This window comes from Centipeda flueggei ATCC 43531, assembly GCF_000160695.1.
In the GTDB taxonomy this organism is placed as follows: Bacteria; Bacillota; Negativicutes; order Selenomonadales; family Selenomonadaceae; genus Centipeda; species Centipeda flueggei.
In genome coordinates this window covers 159,716-184,521 of the sequence record NZ_GG694006.1, presented here as the reverse complement: position 1 = coordinate 184,521, position 24,806 = coordinate 159,716, and the positions used below count along the sequence as shown (strand labels likewise).

Here is a 24,806-nt window from a genome sequence, read left to right as displayed (position 1 = left end):
CCTGCACGAATTCATTTCTGCGGTATGGCGGAGGAGAAATGCAGCAAGGCGCAATCTTTGATATGGATGGGCTGCTCTTTGATACGGAGAAGGTGTATCAGCGCGGTTGGTTGGTCATCGCCGATGAATTTGGTGTACCGCGCAGTCCTGAGTTGGGCAAGGAATGCTGCGGCACGAGCGGTGAGACAATGGCGGCAGTTGTGCATTCGTTCTATCCGACAGTGGATGCCTACGCCTATTCACGCCGCGTGGACGAGTACGTCCGTGATACGGCGGCGAAGAACCTGCCAGTCATGCCGGGGGCATGTGATCTGCTCCATTATTTTCGTGTGCACGGCGTGCGTATAGCAACGGCAAGCAGTTCGACGGTGGAGCAGATCGAGAGAAATCTCGCGCAGAGCGGGCTGAGAAAGTACTTTGATGCCATTGTAGGCGGTGATATGGTCGAGCGGGGGAAACCCGCCCCCGATATTTTCCTGCGCGCAGCTGCTGCAATCCAGACTGCACCAGCAGACTGCTATGTCTTTGAGGATGGCTACAATGGGCTGCGCGGCGCATCGGCAGCGGGCTGTATGTCGGTAATGATTCCCGATACACTGCCGCCGACGGAGGAGATGCGGAAGATCTGCACGGGGATTTATCCATCGCTGCATGCGGCGCTGGATGCGATCAAGCAAGGGAAGCTGTGACATATTTCCATAGTGAGGTAAGGTAATGGACGAACAGAAAACCATGATGTTCTCCTTCGGGGAGGATAAGCCGAAGGCAGATGTCGTCATACGCGATGTGAGTGCAGCAATGCGGGAGAAGGGGTACAACCCGATCAATCAGCTGGTCGGTTATCTGCTGTCCGGCGATCCTGCGTATGTGACAAGTCACCGTGAGGCGCGGAGCAAGATACGTAGCCTCGAGCGGGACGATCTGCTCGATGAGCTCGTGCGCTTCTATCTGGAACACGAGAAATGAAACGCTATATGTCACTCGACCTCGGCGATGCGACGATCGGGATTGCGGTCAGTGACCTTCTCGGGCTGACGGCGCAGGGTGTTGAGACGGTGCGGCGCACGAATATCGAGGCGGATCTTGCTCATCTTGGACAGCTCATGCAGGAGTATGAGGTCGATGCGCTTGTGGCTGGTCTGCCAAAGCACATGAACGGCGATGAGGGAGAGCGCTGCAGTATCGTGCGTGCTTTTATGGCAGAGGTGGAGGAGCACTTTCCGGGAACAGAGGTACATTACTGGGATGAGCGCCTCTCGACAGTCGCCGCCTCGCGCGCTCTCATTGCCGGCGATGTCTCACGAAAAAAACGCCGCAAGGTAATCGATAAGATGGCGGCGGTCTATATTTTACAGGGCTTTTTGGATCGACAAAATATGGGAAATCACGGATAGAATATGCGCCAGGAGATGTGCACTAGATTTATCCGTGATTTCCTTGATTGAAGGAGCAGAGAAGATGGATGAACAGGAAGAACTTCACGATGAGGATGTCATTGTCGTTATCTCGGATGAGGAGGGAGCAGAACACTACTACCGCGAGGAGATGATCGTACCGCTTGGAACGGAGCGGTTTGCCGTGCTCGTGGCACTTCACATGGATGCAGAGGGAGCACTTGAAGACAGCGACGATGAGGACGAGGCGACGATTGCCAAGATCATCGTGGATGAGAGCGGCGAAGACATCTACACAGATCCGACGGACGAGGAGTTCGAGGCGGTCTGCCGCGCCTATGAGCGTCTTGCAGAGCAGGAGGAAGAATAAGGGGATAGTAGGCTTTATCAGCAGATCAATGCTGTTCTGTGGAGCAGGAGACTGCGCGGGCTTACGACACTGAGGCAAGAGAGGATGGATTTTGTTGCGGGAGTCATTGCGGGAGTTGTGGCAGAAGACACGCGACTTTCTGGAGCACGCTGAATGGCGGGAGGCTCTGCGGGCGGTTTACCGCGGAAAGGGAACCCCAAAACAAAAGAAAATGATATTTGGTGGGGCAGCTGTGGTCGCCCTCCTCTTTCTTGTTTTTTCGTTTTTGATCGCGTCGCCGTCCGCCTCGCCCACCACCGAGGGGACACCTGTGTACTTTACCGTACGCCCCGGGATGGGGGTCAGCAGCATCGGCAAGGAGCTGCGTGAACGCGGTGTGATCGACAGTGAGATGAAGTTCTGGTGGACGGCGAAGCTGAACGGACTTGAAAATAAGGTCAAGACCGGCACGTTCGCCATGCAGACCGGGATGACGCCGCGTGATGCACTGGAAAAACTTGTCTATGGCAATACCGTCACGATCCGATTTGTGATTCCCGAAGGGTTCGGCGTGAAGGAGATCGCCGAGCGACTGGAAAAGGAAGGGCTCGTGCGTGCGGATGACTTTATGGAGCGTGCCAAGACCTTCCGTCCCTATCCCTATATGGAGCAGCATGAAGATGTACGTTATGCGGCGGAGGGGTTCCTTTTCCCCGACACCTATGAGCTGAGCGATTCGTTCGATGCCGACTCGATCATGACGATGATGGCGGAGAATTTCGATCATCGCCTGACGAAGGAGATGCGCGACCGCGCCAAGGAGATGCACCTCTCGATCTATGAGCTCGTGACGCTCGCGTCCCTCGTGGAAAAGGAGGCGTATCATGATGAAGATCGCCCGATCATCGCGCAGATCTTTCTGAAGCGCCTGCGTCTCGGGATGCCGCTGCAGGCCGATCCGACCGTGCAGTATCTGCTTGATGAGCCGAAGGAAGATCTTCTCTATAGCGACACGGAGGTCGCGTCACCCTATAATACCTATCAGAATGTCGGTCTGCCGCCAGGACCGATTGCAAGCCCCGGTACAGCGTCGCTGATGGCCGTGCTGCATCCAGCACATACGAACTATCTGTATTTCGTGGCGGATCGGAATGGAAAAAATTACTATGCAACGAATTATTCGGAGCACCTCGCCCTTGTCGATCAGGTGCGCTGATGCAGTGAGGGGGCTCCGATGATGTGCAGACCTGAGCTCCTTGCTCCTGCGGGGACGATGGAGAAGCTGGAGGCAGCGCTCCGCTATGGCGCGGATGCAGCGTATCTTGGCGGCCGACAGTTCAGTTTGCGTGCATTTGGCGGAAACTTTGCGCAGGACGAGATTGCGGCGGCCATTCGCCTTGCTCATGGGATGGAAAAGAAAATCTATGTGACGGTCAATGTGTTCCCGCACAATGAGGATCTGGTATCACTGCCGGACTATCTGCGCTTTCTCAAAGAGGCAGGAGCAGATGCCGTCCTCGTCGCCGACCTCGGTGTCTTTATGTGTGCACGCGAGACGGCACCTGGTCTTCCCATCCATGTCAGCACACAGGCGAACAATGTCAACTGGCGCACGGTGCGCGCGTGGCAGGAGCTTGGCGCGGCGCGCGTCGTGCTCGCACGCGAGCTTTCGGCTGCGGAGATACAGGAGATTCGGAGAGCGACGGACGTGGAGCTGGAGCTGTTCGTGCACGGTGCGATGTGTATCTCCTATTCCGGCCGATGTCTGCTCAGCAGTTACTTTACGGGGCGCGATGCGAACCGCGGAAGCTGTGCCCAGTCCTGCCGCTGGAAGTATGCACTGGTCGAGGAATCCCGTCCCGGAGAGTACTATCCCATTGCCGAGGATGAGCGCGGCACCTATATCATGAACTCGAAGGATCTGTGCCTGCTCCCGTATCTGGATGAGGTCGTCGGATGCGGCGTGGACAGCCTGAAAATTGAGGGGCGCATGAAGAGCGTTCACTATGTGGCGAGCGTTGTGAAGGCATATCGCATGGCGCTGGATACCTGCCTGTCGGAGCACCCATACCATGTCGAAACATCGTGGCTGGAGGAACTGAACAAGGTGTCCCACCGTGCGTACACCACGGGCTTTTTCTTTGGAAAGACAACGGCGGAGGATCAAATCTATGGGTCTTCGTCCTATGAGCAGACCTCGGAGTTCGTCGGCCTGGTGCGTGCCTTTGATGCCGCGACGGGACTGGCAGAGGTGGAGCAGCGTAATCACATGCGCGTTGGACAGGAGATTGAGATTTTTCAGCCGACAAGAGCATCCTTTCGCCAAATTCTCGATGCCATGTGGGATGCGGAGGGGACGCCGATCGACGCCGCACCGCACCCGCAGCAGATCGTGTGGATACGGCTGGTGCACCCAGCAGAGCCATACAGCATCCTGCGCCGCGATGTACCAATGAAAAAGGGGGATGGGTCATGAGCACGGTGATTCGCCGCTATGCGTGTGCCGAAGGGCGCGTACAGGGCGTGGGCTTTCGCATGTTTGTCCGCCAGCAGGCGGTGATGCGTGACATCACGGGCTGGGTCAAGAATATGTCTGACGGCACGGTGACAATGGAACTGCAGGGCGCGGCGGATGCCGTCGAGGCAGCGTTTGACGCCATGCGTGCAGGAAATATGTTTATTCGCGTGGATCATCTCACGATCGAGGAACGCGCTCTGCTTGACGGGGAGCGCAGCTTTGATGTGCGCTATTAGAGGAGTATGATGAGAAAAGTATTGGTGCTGAACGGGCCGAACCTCAATATGCTCGGGACACGTGAGCCGGAGATTTACGGCGCGCTGACACTTGCCGACATCAACGAACGCCTGCGCCGCCGTGCGGAGCGTGCAGGCCTTGCAATCACATTTCTTCAGTCGAATCACGAGGGCGTCTTGGTGGATGCCATTCAGGCAGCACGCGGGAACACAGACTACATTATCCTGAATGCCGCTGCCTTTACGCATTACAGCATCGCCATCCGCGACGCTATTTCTGCCGCCGAAGTTCCCGTCATTGAGGTACATCTCTCGAATATCCATCAGCGTGAGGAGTTCCGGCATCATTCGGTGATTGCACCGGTCGTTTGGGGGCAGGTCGCAGGGCTGGGGGCAGAGAGCTATATGGCGGCACTTGAGGCAATCATCTGCCGTATGGAGGGATACGATGGAGATTGAGGGGCGAGTCGCGCGTCTGCGCGCGCTCATGGCAGAGAAGGTTCTGGACGGGGTGCTCGTCACCAAGGAGGAGAGTGTCCATTATTTCAGCGGTTTTCGCGGCGACTCCACGGCACTCCTCATAACCCCCGAGCGGCTTCTTCTCATGACAGACAATCGCTATACGGAGCAGGCGCAGCTACAGGCACCAAGCTATGATGTCGTCGAACAGCATGATGGCCTGAGCAAAAAGATTGCAGAGGCGGCACAGGATCTTGGGATTCTCGCGCTTGGCTTTGAGGGCGGCGCACTGACCTGTGATCGGTATGAACAGATGAAGCCTATGCTGGGAGAGATCTCCTTTGACACGTCGCTCTCCCTCGATGCACTGCGCATGATCAAGGATGCGGATGAGATTGCCGCCATTCGCCGTGCCTGTGCGATTGCCGATGCGGCATTCGCGCACATCATCACCATCATTCGCCCAGGCATGACGGAGTGCGAGGTGGCCGCTGAGATGGAGTACTTCATGCGGCGCAAGGGCTCGGAGCGCCCTGCCTTTACGACGATTGTCGCCTCGGGGGTGCGGGGCAGTCTGCCGCACGGCGTGGCAAGTACGAAGGAGATCGCGCGCGGCGAGCTCGTGACGATGGACTTCGGCGCGGTCTATGAGGGCTACTGCTCGGACATCACGCGGACCATCTGTGTCGGACGGGCAGACGCGCATCAGCGTGAGCGCTATGATGCCGTGCTCATGGCGCAGGAGCGTGCACTCGCGGCACTGCATCCCGGGGTCACAGGGATCGAGGCAGACCGCGTGGCACGCGATGCTCTCGCTGAGAAGAATCTTGCACAGTATTTCGGACATGGGCTTGGGCATAGCCTTGGGCTTGAGATCCACGAGGAGCCACGCCTCTCGAAGTCCTGTCCCGTCGCACTGCAGGAGAATATGCTGATTACTGATGAGCCGGGGATCTATATTCCGGGCTGGGGCGGAATCCGTATCGAGGACACGGTACTCATTACGCATGACGGAGCGGAGCCGCTGACGCACGCGCCAAAAGAATTTATTGAAATATGTATATAAACCCGCTATAATGTGTAAAGGTATAACAGATATGGAGGAACGAACAATATGATTAACAGCACCGATTTCCGTACAGGCTTGACCATTGAGTACGATGGGGGCGTCTGGCAGATCGTTGATTTTCAGCATGTGAAACCGGGAAAGGGTGCCGCGTTCGTCCGTACGAAGATCAAGAATGTCGAGACCGGTGCCGTGGTGGAGCGCACGTTCAACCCGAACGAGAAGATGCCTGCGGCGCATCTCGAGACGCATACCATGCAGTACCTCTACGAGGCGGACGGGGTCTATACGTTCATGAATACGGAGACCTATGAGCAGACGGAGCTGACGCGCGAGCAGTTGGGCGATGCGTTGAACTACCTCATGGAGAACATGGAAGTGGCGGTGCAGCAGTTCAAGGGACGCATCATCGGCATCCAGCTGCCGAACTCCGTCAATCTGAAGGTCGTCGAGTGTGAGCCAAGTGTCAAGGGGAACACTGCGACGGGTGCGACGAAGATGGCCAAGGTCGAGACCGGTTATGAGGTGCGCGTACCGCTCTTCATCAACGAGGGAGATGTCCTGCGCATTGATACTCGCACAGGCAGCTACATCGAGCGCGCCTGAGTATAATCACATTGGATTTGGAGGGTATGAACATGGACAATGAGAAGGATGTTGTAAAGAAGGAAACAGGCCTTGGGACGATTCGCGTCGCTGATGAGGTTGTCAGCATTATCGCAGGGCTTGCCACGACGGAGGTCGATGGAATTGCGGGCATGAGCGGCGGTATCGCCGGCGGCATCGCCGAGATCCTGGGGCGCAAGAATTTCTCTAAGGGGGTCAAGGTTGAAGTCGGTGAGAAAGAGGCTGCGGTCGATCTCTACATTATCGTCAAGTATGGCATCCGCATTCCTGAGGTTGCCCTTGCGGCACAGGAGAATGTCAAGCGTGCCATCGAGACCATGACAGGGCTGTCTGTGGTCGAGGTAAACGTGCATGTGCAGGGCGTCGGATTCCCTGAAGAGGAGCCGAAGGTCGAGGAGTCGCGTGTACACTAAGTGCAAGTCGGGGGGCTGTGAACCATGGGGATTCTTAACCGTCTGCTCCTCCTGCCGTATGCGATTCTCGGTATGGCATTCGCCGTTGCCGCCGCTGCGGCGGCACTGCGTATCCTGCCTGAGAGTATCTGGCTGAATGAACTGCGCTATGCACTGTCCCGTCAGGAGCTTCTTGCAGGCTGTGCGGTGTATTTTCTGTTCAGTCTAAAGTTCTTCTTCGCGGTGTTTTCGCATTTCTCATCTTCTACACGTACGGACGGGGAGTTTATGGTGGTCGAGACACCGGCCGGTTCCGTTCAGGTAGCACTTCCTGCCGTGCAGGGGATCGTAGAGCGTACTGCGCTGGCCATGCAGGAAGTGCGTGAGGCAGCGGCAGTTATCGTGGTGCATGAACATCGGAAAGACAGCGCAGACGCGCCCATGCATATCGAGCTGAAGATCAGCGTTGCGGATCACGCAGCACTGGGACAGGTGACGGAGCAGCTGACGCAGAGCGTTCAGCAGCACATTCATGAAGTCCTAGGTGTAGCCGAGGTGCTGGTCAAGATCAGTGTGACGGAGATCGGCACGTCCGGCGCGGCAAAACGCTCCGTGGCGTAGTGGGAGGTGCGCATGAAAGAATATCTGCTGCAGCTCCTGCAGGAACAGTGGATGTACCACCGTGGACGGACAGGCGGACTGGTGCTTGGAACGCTGTTCGGCATCTGTGTCCTGCTGTTCGGGTTTTGGAATATTGTCTTTGTGATTCTCTGCGCCGGCCTCGGCATGTATATTGGGCTGCAGTCGGAGCATCGACGCTGGTCAGAGATCATTGATCTGTCGGGACTGAGGAATCTCTTTCGGAGGATGTCATGAGCCGCAGACACGCGCGTGAGGCGGCGCTTTTGACACTCTTTCAGCGGGAGTTCGATCATGACCGGCCGCCGATTGTCGCGGCAGGGGATCTTGCCAGCGATGCTGTGGACGGATTGACGGAGAAGGATCTTGCCTATGCGAATAGGCTCGTGCAGGGAACGTGCTCCGTTCAACCAGAGATTGATGCGGCGATTGAGTGCATGGCAAAGGAGTGGAAGCTCCATCGCATGGCGCCCGTGGATCGCAACCTCATCCGCATGGCGTACTATGAGATGTGCTATCAGGAGGAACGCATTGACCCTCCGATTGCCATTAACGAAGCAGTGGAGCTGGCAAAAAAATATGGGTCGGACGATGCGGGCCGCTATGTAAACGGTATCCTTGCTGCGCTGCAGAAATCAATGGGATAACAGATGAAAAAGAATCCGTTGCACAGTCGGTGCAATGGTTCTTTTTTTATCGCTATGGGGGAGAGGTGATTATGACCGTTCACAGTGTCAGTGATGTAACGCGCTATATCAAGGGAATGTTTGAACATGAGCCGATTCTGTCGGATCTCCTGATTCGCGGCGAGGTGTCCAACTACAAACGCTATCCATCGGGACATGCCTACTTTACCCTAAAAGATGCAGGCGCAAGCATGAAGTGCGTCATGTTCAACGGATATGCGCGAAATCTGCGCTTTGCACCCGAGAACGGGATGCAGGTGATCGCAGGCGGCAATATCTCCGTCTATGAGCGTGACGGAGCATATCAGCTCTATGTCAGCTCCTTGACCCCCGAGGGCGCGGGGGCACTTGCCCTCGCCTTTGAGCAGATGCGCGACCGCCTTGCCGCCGAGGGGCTTTTTGATGAAGGACATAAACAGCCGCTGCCTCGCTTTCCTCGACGCATCGGGATTGTCACGTCGTCGGCGGGAGCGGTGTTGCGCGATATCCACAATGTCTCCAAGCGACGCTGGCCGGGCGTGCAGCTCATCCTTCATCCCGTTTTGGTACAAGGCGCTGGTGCGGCGGAGCAGATTGCGGATGCCGTGGCATTTTTCAATGAGAAATACCCGGTGGATGTCCTGATCGTCGGCCGCGGCGGCGGGAGTGCAGAGGATCTCTGGGCGTTTAATGAGGAGGTCGTCGTCCGCGCCGTCTATCGGTCGCGTATTCCCGTGATTTCGGCCGTGGGGCATGAGACGGATACGACGCTTGTGGATTTCGTCAGCGATCGGCGTGCGGCAACCCCATCGCAGGCGGCGGAGTTTGCCGTTCCTGATGTGGTGGAGATAGAGCGGTTCCTCATGGGACTCCGCGCACGTCTCGACGCGGGACGAAAGCGACAGATCGATCACGCCGGCACGCGTCTGAGCACGCTCGTTCAGCGGCCTTGGTGCGCCAATCCGCGTATGTTGCTCGCCCCGCTGATGCAGCGCAGTGACCGCGCCGCGGCGGAACTGCATCATGCGGCAAAGGAGCAGAGCGTCGCAGCGCGACATCGCCTTGAACTCGTGCTGAAACGGCTGGAGCTGCTCAACCCCGTACGGGTCCTCTGCCGTGGGTTCAGCATTGTGGAGAAGGACGGGCGTGCCGTGAGCCGCGTGAAGGACGTCACGGCGGGCGACCGCGTGAACATTACATTTGCGGACGGCAAGATATCTGCCGTCGTGGAACAGGCAAAGGAGCAGCAGAATGGCACGTAAAAAAGAGATGGCATTTGAGGAAGCACTGGGGGCGTTGGAGCAGATTGTTGCTGAGATCGAGGCGGGTGATTTGGCACTCGCCGATCTCATGGCAAAGTACTCCGAAGGGATCAAGCTCTCGGAGTTCTGTGCCACGTCGCTGCGGCGCGCGGAGGAGACGATGGATCTCCTCGTGCGGGAGACGGCGGACGGCGTCGCACAAGAACCGCTGAAGATCGGAGGCTGAGATGAAGGAACGTTGGCGGGAGCGGCAGGAGCTGGTGGAGCGTGCGCTGCAGGCGGAGCTGGATCGAACGGATGTACTCGATGATACGCTGCGGCAGGCGATGGCATACAGTCTAATGGCAGGCGGGAAACGTCTGCGTCCTGTGCTCCTCATGGCGGCAGCGGATGCGGTAGGAGCGGATGGCGCCAAGTTCCTGTCCGTGGCGTGTGCACTTGAGATGATCCACACGTATTCCCTCATCCACGACGATCTCCCGGCGATGGACAACGACGACTATCGGCGCGGCAAATTGACCAATCACAAGGTCTTTGGCGACGGCATTGCCATCCTTGCAGGAGACGGACTCCTGACGCTCGCGTTTACGGTCATCCTGCGCCAGCAGAATGTATCCGCCGATACACTTCTGCGCGTGGTGGATGAGATCAGTCGTGCTGCCGGTGCTGAGGGCATGGTGGGGGGACAGGTGCTCGACCTGCGCGCAGAGGAGCATCGCATCTCGATGGAGGAGATGCGCCGTGTCCACATGGGCAAAACGGGGGCACTCTTTCGCGCAGCTCTGCGCAGCGGTGCAATCCTCGGCGGTGCGTCCGAGGCACAGCTTGCGGCACTTACGACGTACGCGGAGCAGTTCGGCCTTGCTTTTCAGATCACGGACGACATTCTCGATGTCATCGGGACGGCAGAGAACATCGGCAAGCCCGTCGGAAGTGATGAGAAAAACCACAAGTCGACCTATGTCTCCCTGACCTCGCTCGATGAGGCGCAGGAACTTGCGGCACAGACAGTGAAGGATGCGTGCACGGCGCTCCGTGATTTCGGCGTGGAGGCAGATTTTCTGCGTGAACTGGTGTCCTATCTCGTGTATCGGAAGCAGTAGGGGGCACCGTTGAAGAAAGAGCGTTTGGATGTGCTGCTCACCGTACAGGGGCTTGCACCGAGTCGTGAGCGCGCGAAGCGCCTCATTATGGCAGGACAGGTGCTCGTCAACGAGCAGCGTGTGGATAAAGCGGGCGCAACCGTTCCCGCCGATGCAGCACTGCGCGTCGCGGGAGAGGATCTTCCATATGTCAGCCGCGGCGGACTGAAGCTCGCAAAGGGGATCACTGCGTTCGGCATTCGTCTTGCGGGGCGGACGGCGGCAGACATCGGTGCGTCCACGGGCGGCTTTACAGACTGTATGCTGCAGAATGGCGCGGTCAAGGTCTATGCGATCGATGTGGGATATGGACAGCTCGACTGGAAACTGCGCACGGATGCACGCGTTGTCAACATGGAGCGTACGAACATCCGCAAGGTAACGCCGGACATGCTGGATCATGCACCGGACTTTGCCTCGATCGATGTGGCATTCATCTCGCTGGATAAGGTGCTCCCCATTGTGCGGACGCTCCTCTCACCGGAAGGCGAGGTACTCGCCCTCATCAAGCCGCAGTTCGAGGCGGGAAAGGATCGCGTCGGAAAGAACGGTGTTGTGCGAGACCCTGCGGTGCACGATGATGTGATTGCACGCGTCCTTGCCGCTGCAGAAGAGCTCGGCTTTGTTCCGCGCGGACTGACCTTTTCTCCTGTCAAGGGACCAAAGGGGAATATCGAGTATCTTCTCTATCTGGGGATGCAGGGCGGGCGTACGGCTATCGCGGATGAGGAGATCGCCGCTGTGGTGACAGAGGCACATCGTACACTGGATGGATGAGATGCGGAGCGGATTATGTTGACGGTTGCAGTTTTTCCCTATGTCGAGCGTCCTGAGATGCGGGATATTGTCCTGCGCATCCGCAGCTTTCTTACGGCACGAGGTGCGCGCATCATCCTGCCGCGTGCGCGTGCGGCGGAGTTTGCCATGGAGGAGTGCGGTGCAGACGATATCGAGCGTCTGCCCGCCGACTTTGCCCTGAGTCTCGGCGGAGACGGTACACTGCTCGGCATCTGCCGACGCTATGCGGAAAACCCCGTGCCGGTCTGCGGCATCAATTTGGGGACACTCGGCTTTATGGCGGATATTGAGCTCAATGAGCTGGAACGGCGTCTGGGACAGCTCTGTGCGGGGGATTACCGCGTGGAGCAGCGGCCGCTGCTCGCGGGCTATGTGACGCATCCATGCGGCGAAGAGCATTTTCTCGGCTATGCGATCAATGACATTGTGGTGACCAAGGGCGATGTGGCGCGCGTTATTACACTGGGGCTGACGGTGAACAGTACACCGCTGGTTGCATGCAAGGCAGACGGATTTATCGTCGCCTCGCCGACGGGCTCGACGGCGTACTCCCTTTCGGCGGGCGGGCCGATCATGAACCCGATGGTGCGCGGCATCCTGCTCACGCCTATCTGCGCACATACGCTGAACATCCGCCCGCTTGTCATACGCGAGGAGGATGTGGTGCACATCCATCTGCTTGATACGCGCCAGAGCATCATCGTCACCATCGATGGGCAGGAGACCACGCCGATCCGTCCTGATGATACCGTGACGGTGCGCTGTTCTGACGTGCGGGCGGGAATCATCAAATTTGAGGACAAAGACTACTATCAGACGCTGCGGACAAAACTCTGGAGAAACTGTTAGGAGAGAGCGGAATGAAACGTCGTCGTCACGACCTCATCAAACAGATCATCCGTGAAGAAATCATCGAGACACAGGAGGCACTTGCGGCAGCACTCTGTGCGCGCCATGTGCACGTCACGCAGGCAACGATCTCGCGGGACATCAAGGAGCTCCTTCTCATCAAGGTACCAGCAGGGGGCGGACGCTATCGCTATGCTGTCGCACCGCAGGAGGGACAGCGTTTTTCCGAGACGCGCATGCGCCGTGTCTTCAAGGACAATGTGCAGAGCTGTGATTTCAGTGAGAACATCGTCGTCGTGCGCACTGCGCCGGGGGCAGCAGGAACGGTGGCATCTGCGCTTGACGCGTCGGCATGGTCGGAGGTCATTGGAACGATTGCAGGCGACGACCATATTTTCGTGCTCATCCGCCCGAAGGAGGCAGCGGCGGATATCGTTGCACGCATTCAAAAACTCATGCACTAAAAGGAGGGATGTGTGGTGCTGCACAGCCTACGAATTCAGAATTTTGCCCTTTTGGAAGAGGTGACAGTCGAATTCGGCACAGGACTGAACATCCTCACGGGTGAAACCGGTGCGGGCAAGTCCATTCTGATTGGTGCACTGGGGGCAATCCTCGGACAGCGTGTCCCTGCCGACGTCATACGCAGCGGCTGTGATTTTCTGCGCGTGGAGGCTGTTTTTTCCATCGAGGAAAACTCTGCCGTGTCCGCATTGCTCGCCGCGCAGGAGATCGAATGCGATGATGAGCTGATCATCGTACGCAAAGTATCGCGTGCGGGGAAAAGCTCCATTCTTGTCAACGGTGCCCATGTGACGCTGACCTTTCTCAAAAAACTTGCACCGCATCTCGTGGACATCCATGGACAAAACGAAAACCTGGCACTTCTGCGCGAAGAGGCGCAGCGCAGCCTCCTTGAAGGCGGTGATGCCGATCTCGCGGAGCGTCTGGGTGCCTATCAGGATATCTATCGGGACTGGAAGGCTCGGACGAAAGAGCGTGAGACGCGTACGGAGGAAAATGCAAAGATCGCCGAGCGTCTGGATATGCTCCGCTGGCAGGAGCAGGAGATCGCAGAGGCGGAACTCACAGAGGGAGAGGATGAGGAACTCGAGACGGAGATTCGCCGTCTCTCCCATGCGGAACGCTTGATGGAGCACGCCGCCGAGGCGAGCAATCTCCTCAGTGAGGATACGGAGGAGGGGGCTGCTGTTCTGACGGCACTATCGCGCGTCACGTACGCACTGGAGGAGATCGCGCGCTACGATGAAAGCCTTGCGGGGGCGCAGGCGATGATCGAGGAGGCGTATATCTCCCTGCAGGAGGCATCCTATGAGGTGCGGGACTACCTAGAGGGCATCGACGCAGATCCCGCCTCGCTGGACAAGATTCAGCTGCGTATGGATGTGATCGAGCGCCTCAAGAAGAAATATGGCGGCAGCATCTCTGCTGTTCTAGCGCGCCTCGAATCGCTGCGCACAGAGATCTCCTCCGCCGAACGCTATGATATGGACATAGAGGAACTGGATGCGGTGATTGCAAGGCTCCGTCAGCGCATGGAACAATGCGCTGCAGAGCTGACAAAACAACGGCAGAAGGTCGGTGCGGCACTCTCCGTAAAGATTGAACAGGAACTGCAGTGGCTCGGCATGAAGCAGGCACGTTTTCATATTGTCGTCACACCGGAAGAGCAGTATACGAGCCGCGGTGCAGATCGCCTCACGATGCTGTTTTCCGCAAATATCGGCGAGGCGGAAAAGCCACTGGAGAAAATTGCCTCGGGCGGCGAACTCTCGCGCATCGCGCTCGCCATCAAGTCCATCGTCGCGGCACGGGATACCGATGGGACAAGCATGGTGTTTGATGAAATCGACACTGGGATCGGAGGGCGCACTGCGCAGATGGTCGCAGAACGGATTGCGTTCGTCGCGCAGTATAAGCAAGTGCTCTGCATCACGCACTTGCCGCAGATCGCCTGTATGGCGGATGTACATCTCTATATTGCGAAATCCGTCGTCGATGGAGCGACGGTGACACGCGTCGAGTCGCTCAGTGAAAAGGAGCGCGTCCGCGAGATCGCACGCATGGCATCAGGGGACGATGTCACATGGGCGGCACTTGCGAATGCCCGTACCATGCTTGCGGGCGCAGCGTCAAAGAAAAGAGAACTGAAGCAGTTATAATACGCAGTGATCCTTTGGTAATAGGAATGAGGTCTTGATGAAGTACAATGATGTAAAACGTCTGATAATGGTTGGGCTGGTTGCTTCGTGTGCGGCGTTTGCCACAGCGGCAGAGGCGATGCCGACGGCCGTCGGTGCGGAACCGATGGCCGGAATGCCGTCGCCGCTCGTGGAGTATCCAAGCGTCCGCGACGCATGGGCAGTGGCCGGACTGCCGGTCTACACACCGACCCTCCTTCCTGTGGGCTATGCGCAGAAGAATGTTATCGTAATCGACAAAAGCCTTGCCGAAATCTTTTATCGCAACAGCGCCGGCAAGGAGATCCTCTTCCGCATGGCGGCGGGGAATGCAGATATCAGCGGTGATAGCACGACGTACGAAGTGAACCAGGTCGTTCAGGCCGGACGGCAGTACATCCGCGTCAAGGGGACGGGGCAGCTGGTGCATCTTGCTCTCTGGTCGCGCGGCGGGTATACTTTCTCCCTCTCCTTCGAGGATCCGGTTTCCGTTGAGGCAGTGGAGGCAATCGTCACCACGATCACGTGGAACTAGGGAATCGCTGATAGAATAAGCTATGCCGGATTAGCGTAGATTTGTTCTCCGATTGAGGCAGCAAACCGGACGCATAGCAAGGGCTATGTAGAGGATTCGCTAACGAAAAGCGGGCGAAAAAGATGTGTCAAGATGGTCGTGCCGTATTTATCAGTGTTTCCCTAAACAGTGCGTCAAAGTTTTTGCGCGAATTGAAAAAATTTATTTGCACGCCTGCGATAGCCGTGTTATACTGTTAAACAGATTGTGTGAGTGGGATAAGGATTGCCGTGTATTTCGGTATGTGTTGGAGAGATCTATGGAGGTTATTTTAGCGGAACATCTCGGCTTCTGTTATGGCGTCAAACGCGCCATTGAGATCGCCAGAGAGAACGCTTCCCCCGATGGGACATCCAGTACACTCGGCCCGATCATACATAATCCGCAGATGGTGGAACGCCTGAAAGAGGAGGGCGTCGGCACGGTCAGTACCTTGGACGAGATGCAGAAGGGAACCGTCATCATCCGTTCGCATGGTGTTGGTCCGTCGGTGTATGCACAGGCGGAGCAGCGCGGGCTGGATCTTGTGGATGCAACCTGTCCACACGTCAAGAAGGCGCAGCTTTCGGCAAAGCAGCTCTCGGAGGAGGGCTATACCGTTGTCATCATTGGCGAAAAAAACCACCCAGAGGTCAAGAGTATCTTCGAGTGGACGGCACAGCGGGCACACATTATCGAGAGCGAAGAAGAGGCAGCGGCGCTGCCAACTTTTGGGAAACTCGGCGTTGTTTGTCAGACGACGTTTTCGAGCAATCGCTTTCGGCACATCGCGTCTGTCCTTCTGGATAAGTCGCGCGACATCAAGATCCTGCGTACGATCTGCACGGCGACCGATATGCGTCAGTCAGCGGCGATCGAACTGGCAGGACGCGTAGATGCAATGATTGTCGTCGGGGGGAAGAACAGCGCAAACACGACACGGCTTGCACAGCTGTGCAGTGAAAAATGTCAAACCTATCACATCGAGACAGCAGATGAACTGCAGTCCGATTGGTTGAATCATGTTAATAAAATTGGTATTACAGCCGGTGCTTCTACGCCGGACTGGATTATCAAGGAGGTTTTTAAACAGTGTCAGAGCAGAGCATGAAGGAACTTTTGGAACAGGAAGATATGCCCGATATCCAAGAGCGCACCGTGGTCAAAGGGGTCGTTGTCCAGGTATCCCGCGATGAGGCGTATGTGGATATTGGCTACAAGCAGGAGATTCCTGTCTCCAAGAGGGATCTTGCCGTTCCTGCACCGGACGATGCACGCGATGTTGTGAAGGTTGGCGATGAGATTGATGTCTACATCAAGTCTCTTGGCGGCGATAACGGCGGCAGCCTCTCGAAGGTTGAAGCCGACAAGATGGCAGCGTGGAAAGACATCGAGGTCATCAAGGAGAAGGGCGAAACCGTTGAGGCAAAGGTTGCCAAAGAAGTCAAGGGCGGTCTCGTTGCTTACGTCATGGGACTGCGCGGCTTTATTCCTGCATCCCAGATGGAGCTTCACTTCGTCAAAGATCTCTCCGTCTATGTTGATCAAACAGTTGAGGCAGAGATTATTGAGATCGACGTGCAGAAGCGCCGTCTCGTCCTTTCGCGCCGCAAGTTGCTCGAGCGTGACCGCGCAGAAAAGGAAGAGGCTGTGTTCTCTGCGATTGAACCGGAGCAGATTGTACGTGGCACAGTCAAGCGTCTCGTAGATTACGGTGCATTCATCGACATCGGCGGCGTGGACGGACTCGCGCATATTTCTGATCTGGCATGGCATCGTGTTAAGCATCCTTCGGAGGTGCTTGAGGTGGGGCAGGAGCTTGATGTCTACGTCAAGAGCGTGGATCGCGACACTAAGCGCATCTCGCTCTCGGTCAAGGATACGCTCCCGGATCCGTGGATCGAAAAGGCGGAGAAATACGCCGAGGGCGACTTCATCGAAGGCAAGATCATCAAGCTGACAGACTTTGGTGCATTCATGGAGATTGAGCCTGGCTTTGACGGGCTAATCCCGATGGGAGAGCTTGCCGAGAAACGCATAGAACGTGCAGATGAGGCAGTGCACACAGGCGACATCGTTATCGTCAAGGTGCTCCGCATCGACACGAAACGTAAGCGTATCTCTCTCTCCATCACTAAGGCAAAGCGTGATGCGGACAGCGCCGACATCAAGAAGTATGAAGGTGCATCTGAGGAGGAGAGCGAGCACACAAGCGAGTGAGTCAAGAAATATCTTGATCTACTTCAGTGCTCGAGTTGTACATAACTTTGTAAAAGTATAGCGTGCATTATCTTTGTGGTGACTCAAAAGTGAAAGCAAAAAGCGCAGGAGAGAGATTTCCTGCGCTTTTTGTATAAAAGAAAACCATGCGATAGCCGCGTGGTTTTATACAACGAAGATAGCCCTGCGTATACGCTCGGCTATCTTCCCCTTTGAATCGTAGCCTGAAGCATGCCGAGTATTGCATCTTCGCGGGCACTGTACGCAATCAAAGTTCCCTTGACTGATTTTATATTTTCGTGTTCGGTTTTGTTGACTAGTATATGATGTACTATAAAAAATGGGAGTATCATTATTTTATCCCATCCATAACCTTTTGTATATATAAATGCAGGATATTTACAGAATGCGGGAATATTATTGAATCTGAAGCGAGGGAGATATGTTGCGCGTAACGGTATTAGCGAGTGGGAGCAAGGGAAATGCAATATATGTTGAACTGGATGGAATAAGGATGCTTGTAGATGCCGGTATTAGTGCAGCACGTATTACAAAAAGGCTACAAGCACATGGAATTGACCCCAAAAGCTTAGACGCTTTGCTTATCACACACGAACATATTGATCATGTACGTGGACTAAAAACATTTACAAGGCAATATCATGTGCCAATTTTTGCAACGTCAGGGACACTTTCTCACATCCCTGGAGGAGGAATGTTCTCTAAATATATGCAAAGCATAACCGAATCGATTCCAATTGGTAATGTTATGGTGCATCCATTCCCTATATTGCATGACGCAGTGGATCCATGTGGCTTTCGTATTACAGGCTCCTATTCCTGTACAATTGCAACGGATCTCGGGGTTGTGACCGATACGGTACAGAATGCAATAGAAGATTCAGATGTGCTTATTTTGGAAGCTAACCATGATATGGATATGCTACGGAAAGGGCGATATCCATGGTCTCTAAAACGGCGAATTCTATCAAATCGCGGGCATCTTGCCAATTCTGAGGCAGGATGGGCTTTAACACGAATGAACCACCCTCCTCATAAGGTGCTTTTGGCACATCTTTCCGAAGAAAACAACAGCCCTGATCTTGCTGAAAAAACAATCAAAGACATTCTTGCATCGCGCGGTATGATGCTGGATATTGAGACTTGTCAGCCGGAAGGCGGTGCAGAAATTATTCTGTAAAAAGGAGATGTAATTATGAATTCACAATCAAAATTTTATCAGCGTAAAGGCCCTATCTTGACTGCAGCAGCCGTTTTAGTATTGCTTATTATTTTGGGTGGATGTTCGATGGGAACTGCTGCTGATAGTCGGTCGACAGTAACAAATCCGGCACAGACCGTTAACATCTCAAATGTTTCTGATGCACGAAACACCCCGGTCGTGCGCGCGGCAAAAGCTGTTGGTCCTGCTGTTGTAGGTATTACCAACAAGGCTGTTGCGCGTGATTGGTTCAATAACCCTGTTCAGACTGAGGGCGTTGGCTCTGGTGTTATCTTTCGCAGCGACGGATATATCGTTACGAACAATCACGTCATTAGTGGCGCAAAGGAGATCATTGTTTCCCTTTCGGACGGACGAACCCTAAAAGGGAAACTAGTCGGTCAAGATGAATTTACCGATCTTGCTGTGGTGAAGGTGGACGAGGATAATCTGCCAACAGCACGCTTTGGTGACTCAGATGGTGTGGTCGTTGGTGAACCTGCCATTGCAATCGGGAATCCAATGGGCCTGGAGTTTCAAGGAAGCGTCACGGCAGGTGTCATCAGTGCGCTGAATCGTACGCTCGATGTCAGCGATCGTCGTGTCAAACTTTTTCAGACGGATGCAGCGATCAGTCCTGGAAACTCCGGTGGTGCACTGGTGAATGCTGATGGAGAAGTCATCGGTATCAATAGTGCCAAAGTTGCCGCAAGCGGTGTAGAAGGTATGGGATTTTCCATTCCCATCAACACTGTTCAGGCAATTGTAAATGAACTGATTGAGAAAGGCTACGTGGCACGTCCATATCTCGGCGTTTCTGTATTCGATCCGACTACTGCGGCACGTTATGGTTATCAGCTAAACATTGACAAGGGGGTTTATATCTTCCGCCTTTCACTCGATGGTCCTTGTGGAAAAGCCGGCTTCCAGCGCGGGGATATTATCCTTGAAATCAATGGAGAAGAAGTAAATAGTGTTTCCGATCTGCGCAATAAGATTGCTTCCTATAAGGTTGGTGATAAGGTAACGGTAACATATGACCGCAACGATACAAAACATAAAGTAGAGGTTGTACTTGAAGAGATGCCGCAGGAGGATCGTTGAAGATCACCGTTGTCTGTGCTGGAAAACTGAAGGAAAAATATCTGCGTGATGGAGTCGCAGAGTATGAAAAACGTCTCCGCCCTTATGCCGATCTGCGTACGATCGAGATCATCGAAGAACGCATGAAGGACCGACCTTCTCTTGCAGAAAAGGAGGAAGTTCTTCGCCGCGAGGGCGAACGGCTGTCTTCGCAAATCCCACAGAGGGCTTACCTGATCGTTTTGGATGTGGGCGGCGAGGAGATGTCTTCCGAGAAGTTTTCCGCACGGATTGATCGGCTGATACTCATGGGAGAAAGCCATATTGCATTTCTGATCGGCGGTCCCTTCGGACTGTCTGATGAATTGCGCCAACGTGCAGATCTGCGACTGTCCTTCTCACAATTTACCCTGCCGCATCAACTGATACGGCTGTTCTTAATGGAACAGATCTATCGCTCGTTCAAGATCAGCCGTCATGAACCATACCATCTATAAATTGGGAAGAGTGTTCCTTTCTCCTCATTGAACGGGAGTAGGGGAACACTCTCTGTATTTGTAAATGCATATTGTATTCATGACCACAACCGCTATACAAAACTTCACCCTCTATGCTATACTCATTCTCGTTCACTGGATAATCTCCAGGAAGGATAAGAGGGAGGAATTATTATGTCGAACATGAAACAGTACGTGGATGATATTTTGGATCTAGTATCGAAGCGCGATCCCGATCAAAGCCATTTTAAAAATACCGTCAGTGAGGTGCTGACCTCGGTTGTCCCTCTCTTGGAAAAGCATCCTGAGTATAAGGAGCACAAGATTCTGGAGCGCATGATCGAACCGGACCGCATCATCTCCTTCCGTGTACCTTGGGTAGACGACAAAGGTGAGATTCAGGTCAACCGCGGATTCCGCGTCCAGATGTCCAGCACCTTGGGACCCTACAAGGGAGGTCTCCGCTTCCATCCAAGTGTTACGCTTGACATCCTGAAATTCCTTGCTTTCGAGCAGGTCTTCAAGAATGCTCTGACCGGCCTTCCCATCGGCGGCGGCAAAGGGGGGTCAGATTTTGACCCGCACGGTCGCTCAGATAACGAAGTGATGAAATTCTGCCAGAGCTTTATGACGGAGCTCTATCGTCATATCGGCCCGAATGTGGATGTGCCGGCAGGCGATATTGGCGTCGGCGGGCGTGAGATCGGCTATCTCTTTGGGCAGTACAAGCGCATTCGTGACTCCTACGATGCGGGTGTCCTGACGGGCAAACGTACGGACTATTGGGGAAGTCTTGCGCGTACTGAAGCGACGGGCTATGGCCTTCTCTACTTCGTGCAGGATATGCTTGCGGCAAAAGGAATCGACCTCGCTGGCAAAACAATCGTTGTCTCCGGCGCTGGAAATGTCGCTACTTATGCCATTGAGAAGGCGCAGGAATTTGGTGCGAAGGTTGTAACGTGCTCCGATTCGAACGGCTACATCTATGATCCGGACGGCATTGACCTTGCTGCACTCAAGGAGATCAAGGAAGTGCGTCGTGCACGAATTAAGGAATATGCAGATACGCACCCGAATGCAGAGTATCACGAAGGATGCAGCGGCGTCTGGTCGGTGAAGTGCGATATTGCACTTCCGTGCGCGACACAGAGTGAAATCAATCTGGATTCTGCCAAGCTGCTGGTCGCTAATGGAGTCCAAGCTGTCGGCGAAGGTGCAAATATGCCGTCTACGCTCGATGCCATTGCGTATTTCCAGAGCCACAAAGTGCTTTTTGCCCCGGCAAAGGCAGCCAATGCGGGCGGTGTGGCCGTATCCGCCCTTGAGATGTCGCAGAACTCTGAGCGCCGCCAGTGGACTTTTGAGAAGGTGGATAAGCGCCTTCGCAAGATCATGAGCCATATCTATCGTGATGCGAAGAAAAATGCAGAGCTTTATGCTGACCCCGATGATCTCGTTGCGGGCGCAAATATCACTGCATTCTCCAAGGTGGCAGACGTCATGCTGGCACATGGTTTGGTCTAAAAGAAAACGTTTGAACGAGGGCTGCTTCGGCAGCCTTTTTTCTATGCGTATCGTGCATAAGCCAGGTAAGTATGCTATAATAGGCGGGATTTTAGTGGTACCACACAGGCGCACGCATATATAGTATGTTTCTGTTGGTATAGTCGAAGGAGGATTTATATACCGTGGAAATAACATTGGCGGAGATGCTGAAGGCCGTTATTCTGGGAATTGTTGAGGGACTCACCGAGTGGCTTCCTGTGTCCAGCACAGGGCACATGATCCTCGTTGACGAATTTATTCGACTGAATGTATCAACTGCCTTTATGGATATGTTTTTGGTTGTCATCCAGCTCGGCGCTATTCTTGCTGTTGTGGTACTGAATGCAAAAAAGCTAAATCCGTTTCTTGGAAGTAAGTCTAGATCAGAGCGACGTGATACATTGGATCTCTGGGGGAAAGTCATCGTTGCCTGTCTGCCTGCTGCAGTGATCGGGCTCGCGTTCAACAAATACATGGAAGAACATTTCATGAATGCGCCTGTTGTTGCTTCCATGCTGATACTATACGGTATTCTTTTCATTGTTGTAGAGCGCTGGAATAAACGCCGGACGCCGCGTGTCGAGAGCCTTGCTGCACTGGACTATCGTACGGCATTCATCATTGGCGTCTTTCAGGTGCTTTCGCTCGTTCCGGGGACGAGCCGCTCCGGGGCAACAATCCTTGGCGGCATTATCTTTGGGGCTAGCCGCTATGTCGCAACGGAATTCACCTTCTTTCTTGCCATTCCTGTCATGTTTGGCGCATCCTTTCTGAAACTTGTCAAATTTGGCTGGCACTACACGGGGGCAGAACTGCTTATTCTCGCTGTTGGCATGGTAACAGCATTTGCCGTGTCGATTCTCTCGATTCAGTTTCTCTTGCGATACATAAAGCGCAACGACTTTACCGCATTCGGCTGGTATCGTATTGCTCTTGGCATACTAGTACTTGCCTATCTCTTTATGATTGGTGATCCGACGAAGGAGTAGTGAATGAAACTTATTGCGGGGCTTGGGAATCCTGGAGCAGAGTATGCCAACACCAAGCACAACGTTGGCTTCATGCTGATCGATGCTCTGGCAGAGCATCTGAACGTCTCTGCATGGAAAGAGGATTTCTCTTCATCTGTTGCAGAGGCGCGCATTGGCGGAGAAAAGATTTTCCTTGTCAAACCATTGACTTATATGAATAACAGCGGGGAAGCGATCGGCCCCATGCTTTCCTACTACAAACTGAGCAGTGAAGATTTGATCGTTGTTCACGATGATATGGATATTCCTGTCGGGACAGTACGTATTCGGAAGAAAGGAAGTTCAGGCGGGCATAATGGGATTAAATCTATCCTTTCCCATGTCGGCAGCGAGGCGTTTGCTCGTGTTCGTATTGGCATTGGGCGTCCGCCAGCCGGATGGACCGTCATCAACCACGTTCTTGCTCCATTTGCACCAGAGGATACGCCAAAGATTCGCGAGACGATAGCATATCTTTTGCCCGCAGTGACGTGTATCGTAACGGATGGGACAGATTTCGCAATGAACCGCTATAATCCACATCGGAAGAAGAAAAAACATCAAGAGGGCGATCATGAAACGAACGAGAACGGCGACACTTCTGCATGAGAAGAAGGATAGGATTACGGCAGTCTATGCCGACCATCACGGCAACATCTGTGAGGCAGTGGATCTGCAGGGGTTAGGTCGGGTTGGCACATCAAATGTTTTACTTCATCCCGATGAACTCATTCCGCTTCCTGACAGTGCTGATCTTATGTTTATGCCTTCGCATAAGGCAGTGGGTCTGCGTGTGGATGGATGTGAGGAAGAGATCAATGGCACTGCCGTAGCGGCCATTCTTCCACAGGGCTACACGCGAACCCATCTTCCTGCTTTTCATCGCAAAGATGATGCATCTCTACTCCCATTATATGGCTATACTGCCGTATTGTCCTATCGTGGACAGCTGTGGGTGACTGCCGTATATACGGACGAAAATGACAAATGGGATCCATCCAACTATAATAGCACTGGACTCAAGAAGCTGGTGCGCCGCACGATGAAAGAGCTCCCCCATAACCGCATTGTAGAGCAGGTGGGGAACTGCTCGCTGAACTATCATTGTCTCACGGCACAGAACCTGTTCTACCGGCGCTGGGAATGCGGTGTGCCGACATCACCCGTCTGTAATGCCAACTGTCTCGGCTGCATATCCCTACAGAGCTCAGAATGCTGTCCGTCTCCGCAAGAGCGAATAACCTTCGCACCGACAGCAGATGAAATCGCTGAGGTTGGCATCTATCATCTCTCGCTCGCCCCGGATGGAATCATCAGCTTTGGACAGGGCTGTGAAGGTGAACCGTCGCTTGCCGCAGATCGGATTTCTGCTGGAATTCGTAAAATACGCAGCGTAACCACGCGCGGTCAAATCAACATGAACTCCAATGCCGGATATCCGGAAGGCATGAGAAAAATTGTCGATGCAGGGCTTGATTCTTTGCGTGTATCCATGATTAGCGCACGGCCTGAAAGCTACAATGCATATTATCGCGCAAGCTATCAGCTGGACTCTGTTAAGGAGTCCATCCATTATGCATTGAAACACCAAGTATATGTTTCCATCAACTTGCTGCATTTTCCGGGATTTACCGATCGCCCCGAGGAACTCCATGCTTGGCAGCAATTTTTCCGTGAGCTTCCAGTCCAGATGATTCAGATGAGAAATCTCAATATCGATCCGACGCAATTTCTGCAAGTCATGCCGGGGGGGGAGGGGATGCCCGTTGGGACGAAAAATTTTATGCATCTTCTTCATGAAGAATTTCCGCAGCTCGTCATCGGGAGTTTCAGTCACTATGTCGCCAAAATGCCATGAATTAACAGCATCTTTTCTGCTCGCAGATGTGAACGATTGACTTATTGTGCTATATCGGATAGAATGTCCCCATGCATCATCTGATGCATGGGGGATTTCATTTATAAAAAAGAATTAATTATTCTTAGCGCTGGCTCTGGGGAGATGTTTTCTCAGAGGACGAGGAGAAGGTTGTCGAGCCGTCAGCGGATGCCTTCCGGCATACTCTGCCGATAGGCTGT

The 24,806-nt window shown here is 54.3% G+C and carries 31 protein-coding genes; all 31 read left to right on the top strand.

What is annotated here, in order from left to right; translation table 11 throughout:
- Window positions 1-38 precede the first annotated feature (38 nt).
- The 31 genes from HMPREF0908_RS00870 (at window position 39) to HMPREF0908_RS00720 (ending at window position 24,585) form a co-directional block, all read left to right on the top strand.
- Window positions 39-689 (top strand): HAD family hydrolase, encoded by a 651-nt coding sequence (locus HMPREF0908_RS00870; RefSeq protein WP_006689518.1) that lies wholly within the window; start codon window positions 39-41, stop codon window positions 687-689.
- A 25-nt stretch (window positions 690-714) separates the two neighbouring features.
- Window positions 715-966, top strand: coding sequence for an IreB family regulatory phosphoprotein (locus tag HMPREF0908_RS00865; RefSeq protein WP_006689517.1), 252 nt, complete (start codon window positions 715-717; stop codon window positions 964-966).
- On the top strand, window positions 963-1,394 hold the full coding sequence (gene ruvX, locus HMPREF0908_RS00860) for a Holliday junction resolvase RuvX (RefSeq protein ID WP_006689516.1): 432 nt from the start codon (window positions 963-965) through the stop codon (window positions 1,392-1,394). The genes HMPREF0908_RS00865 and ruvX overlap by 4 nt, the downstream gene beginning before the upstream one ends.
- Before the next feature lie 64 nt (window positions 1,395-1,458).
- Window positions 1,459-1,764: a DUF1292 domain-containing protein gene (locus HMPREF0908_RS00855; RefSeq protein ID WP_040572460.1), complete on the top strand. Its 306-nt coding sequence runs from the start codon at window positions 1,459-1,461 to the stop codon at window positions 1,762-1,764.
- Window positions 1,765-1,855: 91 nt separating this feature from the next.
- The gene (gene mltG, locus HMPREF0908_RS00850) at window positions 1,856-2,959 is read left to right on the top strand and encodes an endolytic transglycosylase MltG (RefSeq protein ID WP_006689514.1); all 1,104 of its coding nucleotides are present in this window, start codon (window positions 1,856-1,858) and stop codon (window positions 2,957-2,959) included.
- A gap of 18 nt (window positions 2,960-2,977) precedes the next feature.
- Window positions 2,978-4,219 (top strand): peptidase U32 family protein, encoded by a 1,242-nt coding sequence (locus tag HMPREF0908_RS00845; protein ID WP_006689513.1) that lies wholly within the window; start codon window positions 2,978-2,980, stop codon window positions 4,217-4,219.
- Window positions 4,216-4,497 carry an acylphosphatase gene (locus HMPREF0908_RS00840; RefSeq protein WP_006689512.1) on the top strand — a complete coding sequence of 94 codons (282 nt, stop codon included), beginning with the start codon at window positions 4,216-4,218 and terminating at the stop codon, window positions 4,495-4,497. Before HMPREF0908_RS00845 ends, HMPREF0908_RS00840 begins: the two co-directional genes overlap by 4 nt.
- A gap of 9 nt (window positions 4,498-4,506) precedes the next feature.
- Complete coding sequence (aroQ, locus tag HMPREF0908_RS00835; RefSeq protein ID WP_040572286.1) at window positions 4,507-4,956, top strand: type II 3-dehydroquinate dehydratase; 450 nt, start codon at window positions 4,507-4,509, stop codon at window positions 4,954-4,956.
- Window positions 4,946-6,022: a M24 family metallopeptidase gene (locus tag HMPREF0908_RS00830; RefSeq protein ID WP_006689510.1), complete on the top strand. Its 1,077-nt coding sequence runs from the start codon at window positions 4,946-4,948 to the stop codon at window positions 6,020-6,022. The genes aroQ and HMPREF0908_RS00830 overlap by 11 nt, the downstream gene beginning before the upstream one ends.
- A gap of 48 nt (window positions 6,023-6,070) precedes the next feature.
- On the top strand, window positions 6,071-6,628 hold the full coding sequence (gene efp, locus HMPREF0908_RS00825) for an elongation factor P (RefSeq protein WP_006689509.1): 558 nt from the start codon (window positions 6,071-6,073) through the stop codon (window positions 6,626-6,628).
- A gap of 32 nt (window positions 6,629-6,660) precedes the next feature.
- Window positions 6,661-7,062, top strand: coding sequence for an Asp23/Gls24 family envelope stress response protein (locus HMPREF0908_RS00820; protein ID WP_170950760.1), 402 nt, complete (start codon window positions 6,661-6,663; stop codon window positions 7,060-7,062).
- A gap of 24 nt (window positions 7,063-7,086) precedes the next feature.
- Window positions 7,087-7,662 (top strand): alkaline shock response membrane anchor protein AmaP, encoded by a 576-nt coding sequence (amaP, locus tag HMPREF0908_RS00815; protein ID WP_006689507.1) that lies wholly within the window; start codon window positions 7,087-7,089, stop codon window positions 7,660-7,662.
- 12 nt (window positions 7,663-7,674) lie between these two features.
- Entirely contained in the window at window positions 7,675-7,917 is a 243-nt protein-coding gene (locus HMPREF0908_RS00810; protein WP_006689506.1) for a DUF2273 domain-containing protein, read from the top strand.
- Window positions 7,914-8,327 carry a transcription antitermination factor NusB gene (gene nusB, locus HMPREF0908_RS00805; protein WP_006689505.1) on the top strand — a complete coding sequence of 138 codons (414 nt, stop codon included), beginning with the start codon at window positions 7,914-7,916 and terminating at the stop codon, window positions 8,325-8,327. The genes HMPREF0908_RS00810 and nusB overlap by 4 nt, the downstream gene beginning before the upstream one ends.
- 71 nt (window positions 8,328-8,398) lie before the next feature.
- Complete coding sequence (gene xseA, locus HMPREF0908_RS00800; RefSeq protein ID WP_040572285.1) at window positions 8,399-9,607, top strand: exodeoxyribonuclease VII large subunit; 1,209 nt, start codon at window positions 8,399-8,401, stop codon at window positions 9,605-9,607.
- Window positions 9,597-9,833, top strand: coding sequence for an exodeoxyribonuclease VII small subunit (gene xseB, locus HMPREF0908_RS00795; protein WP_006689503.1), 237 nt, complete (start codon window positions 9,597-9,599; stop codon window positions 9,831-9,833). The genes xseA and xseB overlap by 11 nt, the downstream gene beginning before the upstream one ends.
- A 1-nt stretch (window position 9,834) precedes the next feature.
- Window positions 9,835-10,710: a polyprenyl synthetase family protein gene (locus HMPREF0908_RS00790; RefSeq protein WP_006689502.1), complete on the top strand. Its 876-nt coding sequence runs from the start codon at window positions 9,835-9,837 to the stop codon at window positions 10,708-10,710.
- 9 nt (window positions 10,711-10,719) lie between these two features.
- Window positions 10,720-11,526, top strand: coding sequence for a TlyA family RNA methyltransferase (locus HMPREF0908_RS00785; RefSeq protein WP_006689501.1), 807 nt, complete (start codon window positions 10,720-10,722; stop codon window positions 11,524-11,526).
- Window positions 11,527-11,541: 15 nt separating this feature from the next.
- A complete protein-coding gene (locus tag HMPREF0908_RS00780) occupies window positions 11,542-12,396 on the top strand; it encodes an NAD(+)/NADH kinase (RefSeq protein ID WP_006689500.1) in 855 nt (284 codons plus the stop codon).
- A gap of 11 nt (window positions 12,397-12,407) precedes the next feature.
- Entirely contained in the window at window positions 12,408-12,860 is a 453-nt protein-coding gene (gene argR, locus HMPREF0908_RS00775) for an arginine repressor (RefSeq protein ID WP_006689499.1), read from the top strand.
- A 15-nt stretch (window positions 12,861-12,875) separates the two neighbouring features.
- Window positions 12,876-14,579 carry a DNA repair protein RecN gene (gene recN, locus HMPREF0908_RS00770; RefSeq protein WP_040572458.1) on the top strand — a complete coding sequence of 568 codons (1,704 nt, stop codon included), beginning with the start codon at window positions 12,876-12,878 and terminating at the stop codon, window positions 14,577-14,579.
- 37 nt (window positions 14,580-14,616) lie between these two features.
- Window positions 14,617-15,132, top strand: coding sequence for a DUF4367 domain-containing protein (locus HMPREF0908_RS00765; RefSeq protein WP_006689497.1), 516 nt, complete (start codon window positions 14,617-14,619; stop codon window positions 15,130-15,132).
- A 298-nt stretch (window positions 15,133-15,430) separates the two neighbouring features.
- Entirely contained in the window at window positions 15,431-16,261 is an 831-nt protein-coding gene (ispH, locus tag HMPREF0908_RS00760; protein ID WP_006689496.1) for a 4-hydroxy-3-methylbut-2-enyl diphosphate reductase, read from the top strand.
- A complete protein-coding gene (rpsA, locus tag HMPREF0908_RS00755) occupies window positions 16,258-17,370 on the top strand; it encodes a 30S ribosomal protein S1 (protein ID WP_006689495.1) in 1,113 nt (370 codons plus the stop codon). Before ispH ends, rpsA begins: the two co-directional genes overlap by 4 nt.
- A 445-nt stretch (window positions 17,371-17,815) precedes the next feature.
- Window positions 17,816-18,571: an MBL fold metallo-hydrolase gene (locus HMPREF0908_RS00750; RefSeq protein WP_040572457.1), complete on the top strand. Its 756-nt coding sequence runs from the start codon at window positions 17,816-17,818 to the stop codon at window positions 18,569-18,571.
- A 15-nt stretch (window positions 18,572-18,586) separates the two neighbouring features.
- Window positions 18,587-19,696, top strand: a complete 1,110-nt coding sequence (locus HMPREF0908_RS00745) for a S1C family serine protease (RefSeq protein ID WP_040572283.1) — start codon at window positions 18,587-18,589, stop codon at window positions 19,694-19,696.
- Window positions 19,693-20,172 carry a 23S rRNA (pseudouridine(1915)-N(3))-methyltransferase RlmH gene (gene rlmH / locus HMPREF0908_RS00740; protein WP_006689492.1) on the top strand — a complete coding sequence of 160 codons (480 nt, stop codon included), beginning with the start codon at window positions 19,693-19,695 and terminating at the stop codon, window positions 20,170-20,172. Before HMPREF0908_RS00745 ends, rlmH begins: the two co-directional genes overlap by 4 nt.
- Window positions 20,173-20,346: 174 nt before the next feature.
- Window positions 20,347-21,696 carry an NADP-specific glutamate dehydrogenase gene (gene gdhA, locus HMPREF0908_RS00735; protein ID WP_006689491.1) on the top strand — a complete coding sequence of 450 codons (1,350 nt, stop codon included), beginning with the start codon at window positions 20,347-20,349 and terminating at the stop codon, window positions 21,694-21,696.
- Between the two features lie 164 nt (window positions 21,697-21,860).
- Window positions 21,861-22,706 carry an undecaprenyl-diphosphate phosphatase gene (locus HMPREF0908_RS00730; protein ID WP_211204772.1) on the top strand — a complete coding sequence of 282 codons (846 nt, stop codon included), beginning with the start codon at window positions 21,861-21,863 and terminating at the stop codon, window positions 22,704-22,706.
- A gap of 3 nt (window positions 22,707-22,709) precedes the next feature.
- Window positions 22,710-23,336, top strand: a complete 627-nt coding sequence (pth, locus tag HMPREF0908_RS00725) for an aminoacyl-tRNA hydrolase (RefSeq protein WP_006689489.1) — start codon at window positions 22,710-22,712, stop codon at window positions 23,334-23,336.
- The gene (locus HMPREF0908_RS00720) at window positions 23,302-24,585 is read left to right on the top strand and encodes a radical SAM family protein (RefSeq protein WP_006689488.1); all 1,284 of its coding nucleotides are present in this window, start codon (window positions 23,302-23,304) and stop codon (window positions 24,583-24,585) included. The genes pth and HMPREF0908_RS00720 overlap by 35 nt, the downstream gene beginning before the upstream one ends.
- Window positions 24,586-24,806: the final 221 nt, after the last annotated feature.

Coding starts and splice junctions, on each gene's coding strand:
- HMPREF0908_RS00870 (WP_006689518.1), top strand. CDS start 39: ATGCAGCAAGGCGCAATCTTTGATATGGATGGGCTGCTCTTTGATACG.
- HMPREF0908_RS00865 (WP_006689517.1), top strand. CDS start 715: ATGGACGAACAGAAAACCATGATGTTCTCCTTCGGGGAGGATAAGCCG.
- ruvX (WP_006689516.1), top strand. CDS start 963: ATGAAACGCTATATGTCACTCGACCTCGGCGATGCGACGATCGGGATT.
- HMPREF0908_RS00855 (WP_040572460.1), top strand. CDS start 1,459: ATGGATGAACAGGAAGAACTTCACGATGAGGATGTCATTGTCGTTATC.
- HMPREF0908_RS00845 (WP_006689513.1), top strand. CDS start 2,978: ATGATGTGCAGACCTGAGCTCCTTGCTCCTGCGGGGACGATGGAGAAG.
- HMPREF0908_RS00840 (WP_006689512.1), top strand. CDS start 4,216: ATGAGCACGGTGATTCGCCGCTATGCGTGTGCCGAAGGGCGCGTACAG.
- aroQ (WP_040572286.1), top strand. CDS start 4,507: ATGAGAAAAGTATTGGTGCTGAACGGGCCGAACCTCAATATGCTCGGG.
- HMPREF0908_RS00830 (WP_006689510.1), top strand. CDS start 4,946: ATGGAGATTGAGGGGCGAGTCGCGCGTCTGCGCGCGCTCATGGCAGAG.
- efp (WP_006689509.1), top strand. CDS start 6,071: ATGATTAACAGCACCGATTTCCGTACAGGCTTGACCATTGAGTACGAT.
- HMPREF0908_RS00820 (WP_170950760.1), top strand. CDS start 6,661: ATGGACAATGAGAAGGATGTTGTAAAGAAGGAAACAGGCCTTGGGACG.
- amaP (WP_006689507.1), top strand. CDS start 7,087: ATGGGGATTCTTAACCGTCTGCTCCTCCTGCCGTATGCGATTCTCGGT.
- HMPREF0908_RS00810 (WP_006689506.1), top strand. CDS start 7,675: ATGAAAGAATATCTGCTGCAGCTCCTGCAGGAACAGTGGATGTACCAC.
- nusB (WP_006689505.1), top strand. CDS start 7,914: ATGAGCCGCAGACACGCGCGTGAGGCGGCGCTTTTGACACTCTTTCAG.
- xseA (WP_040572285.1), top strand. CDS start 8,399: ATGACCGTTCACAGTGTCAGTGATGTAACGCGCTATATCAAGGGAATG.
- xseB (WP_006689503.1), top strand. CDS start 9,597: ATGGCACGTAAAAAAGAGATGGCATTTGAGGAAGCACTGGGGGCGTTG.
- HMPREF0908_RS00790 (WP_006689502.1), top strand. CDS start 9,835: ATGAAGGAACGTTGGCGGGAGCGGCAGGAGCTGGTGGAGCGTGCGCTG.
- HMPREF0908_RS00780 (WP_006689500.1), top strand. CDS start 11,542: ATGTTGACGGTTGCAGTTTTTCCCTATGTCGAGCGTCCTGAGATGCGG.
- argR (WP_006689499.1), top strand. CDS start 12,408: ATGAAACGTCGTCGTCACGACCTCATCAAACAGATCATCCGTGAAGAA.
- HMPREF0908_RS00765 (WP_006689497.1), top strand. CDS start 14,617: ATGAAGTACAATGATGTAAAACGTCTGATAATGGTTGGGCTGGTTGCT.
- ispH (WP_006689496.1), top strand. CDS start 15,431: ATGGAGGTTATTTTAGCGGAACATCTCGGCTTCTGTTATGGCGTCAAA.
- rpsA (WP_006689495.1), top strand. CDS start 16,258: ATGAAGGAACTTTTGGAACAGGAAGATATGCCCGATATCCAAGAGCGC.
- HMPREF0908_RS00745 (WP_040572283.1), top strand. CDS start 18,587: ATGAATTCACAATCAAAATTTTATCAGCGTAAAGGCCCTATCTTGACT.
- gdhA (WP_006689491.1), top strand. CDS start 20,347: ATGTCGAACATGAAACAGTACGTGGATGATATTTTGGATCTAGTATCG.
- pth (WP_006689489.1), top strand. CDS start 22,710: ATGAAACTTATTGCGGGGCTTGGGAATCCTGGAGCAGAGTATGCCAAC.
- HMPREF0908_RS00720 (WP_006689488.1), top strand. CDS start 23,302: ATGAAACGAACGAGAACGGCGACACTTCTGCATGAGAAGAAGGATAGG.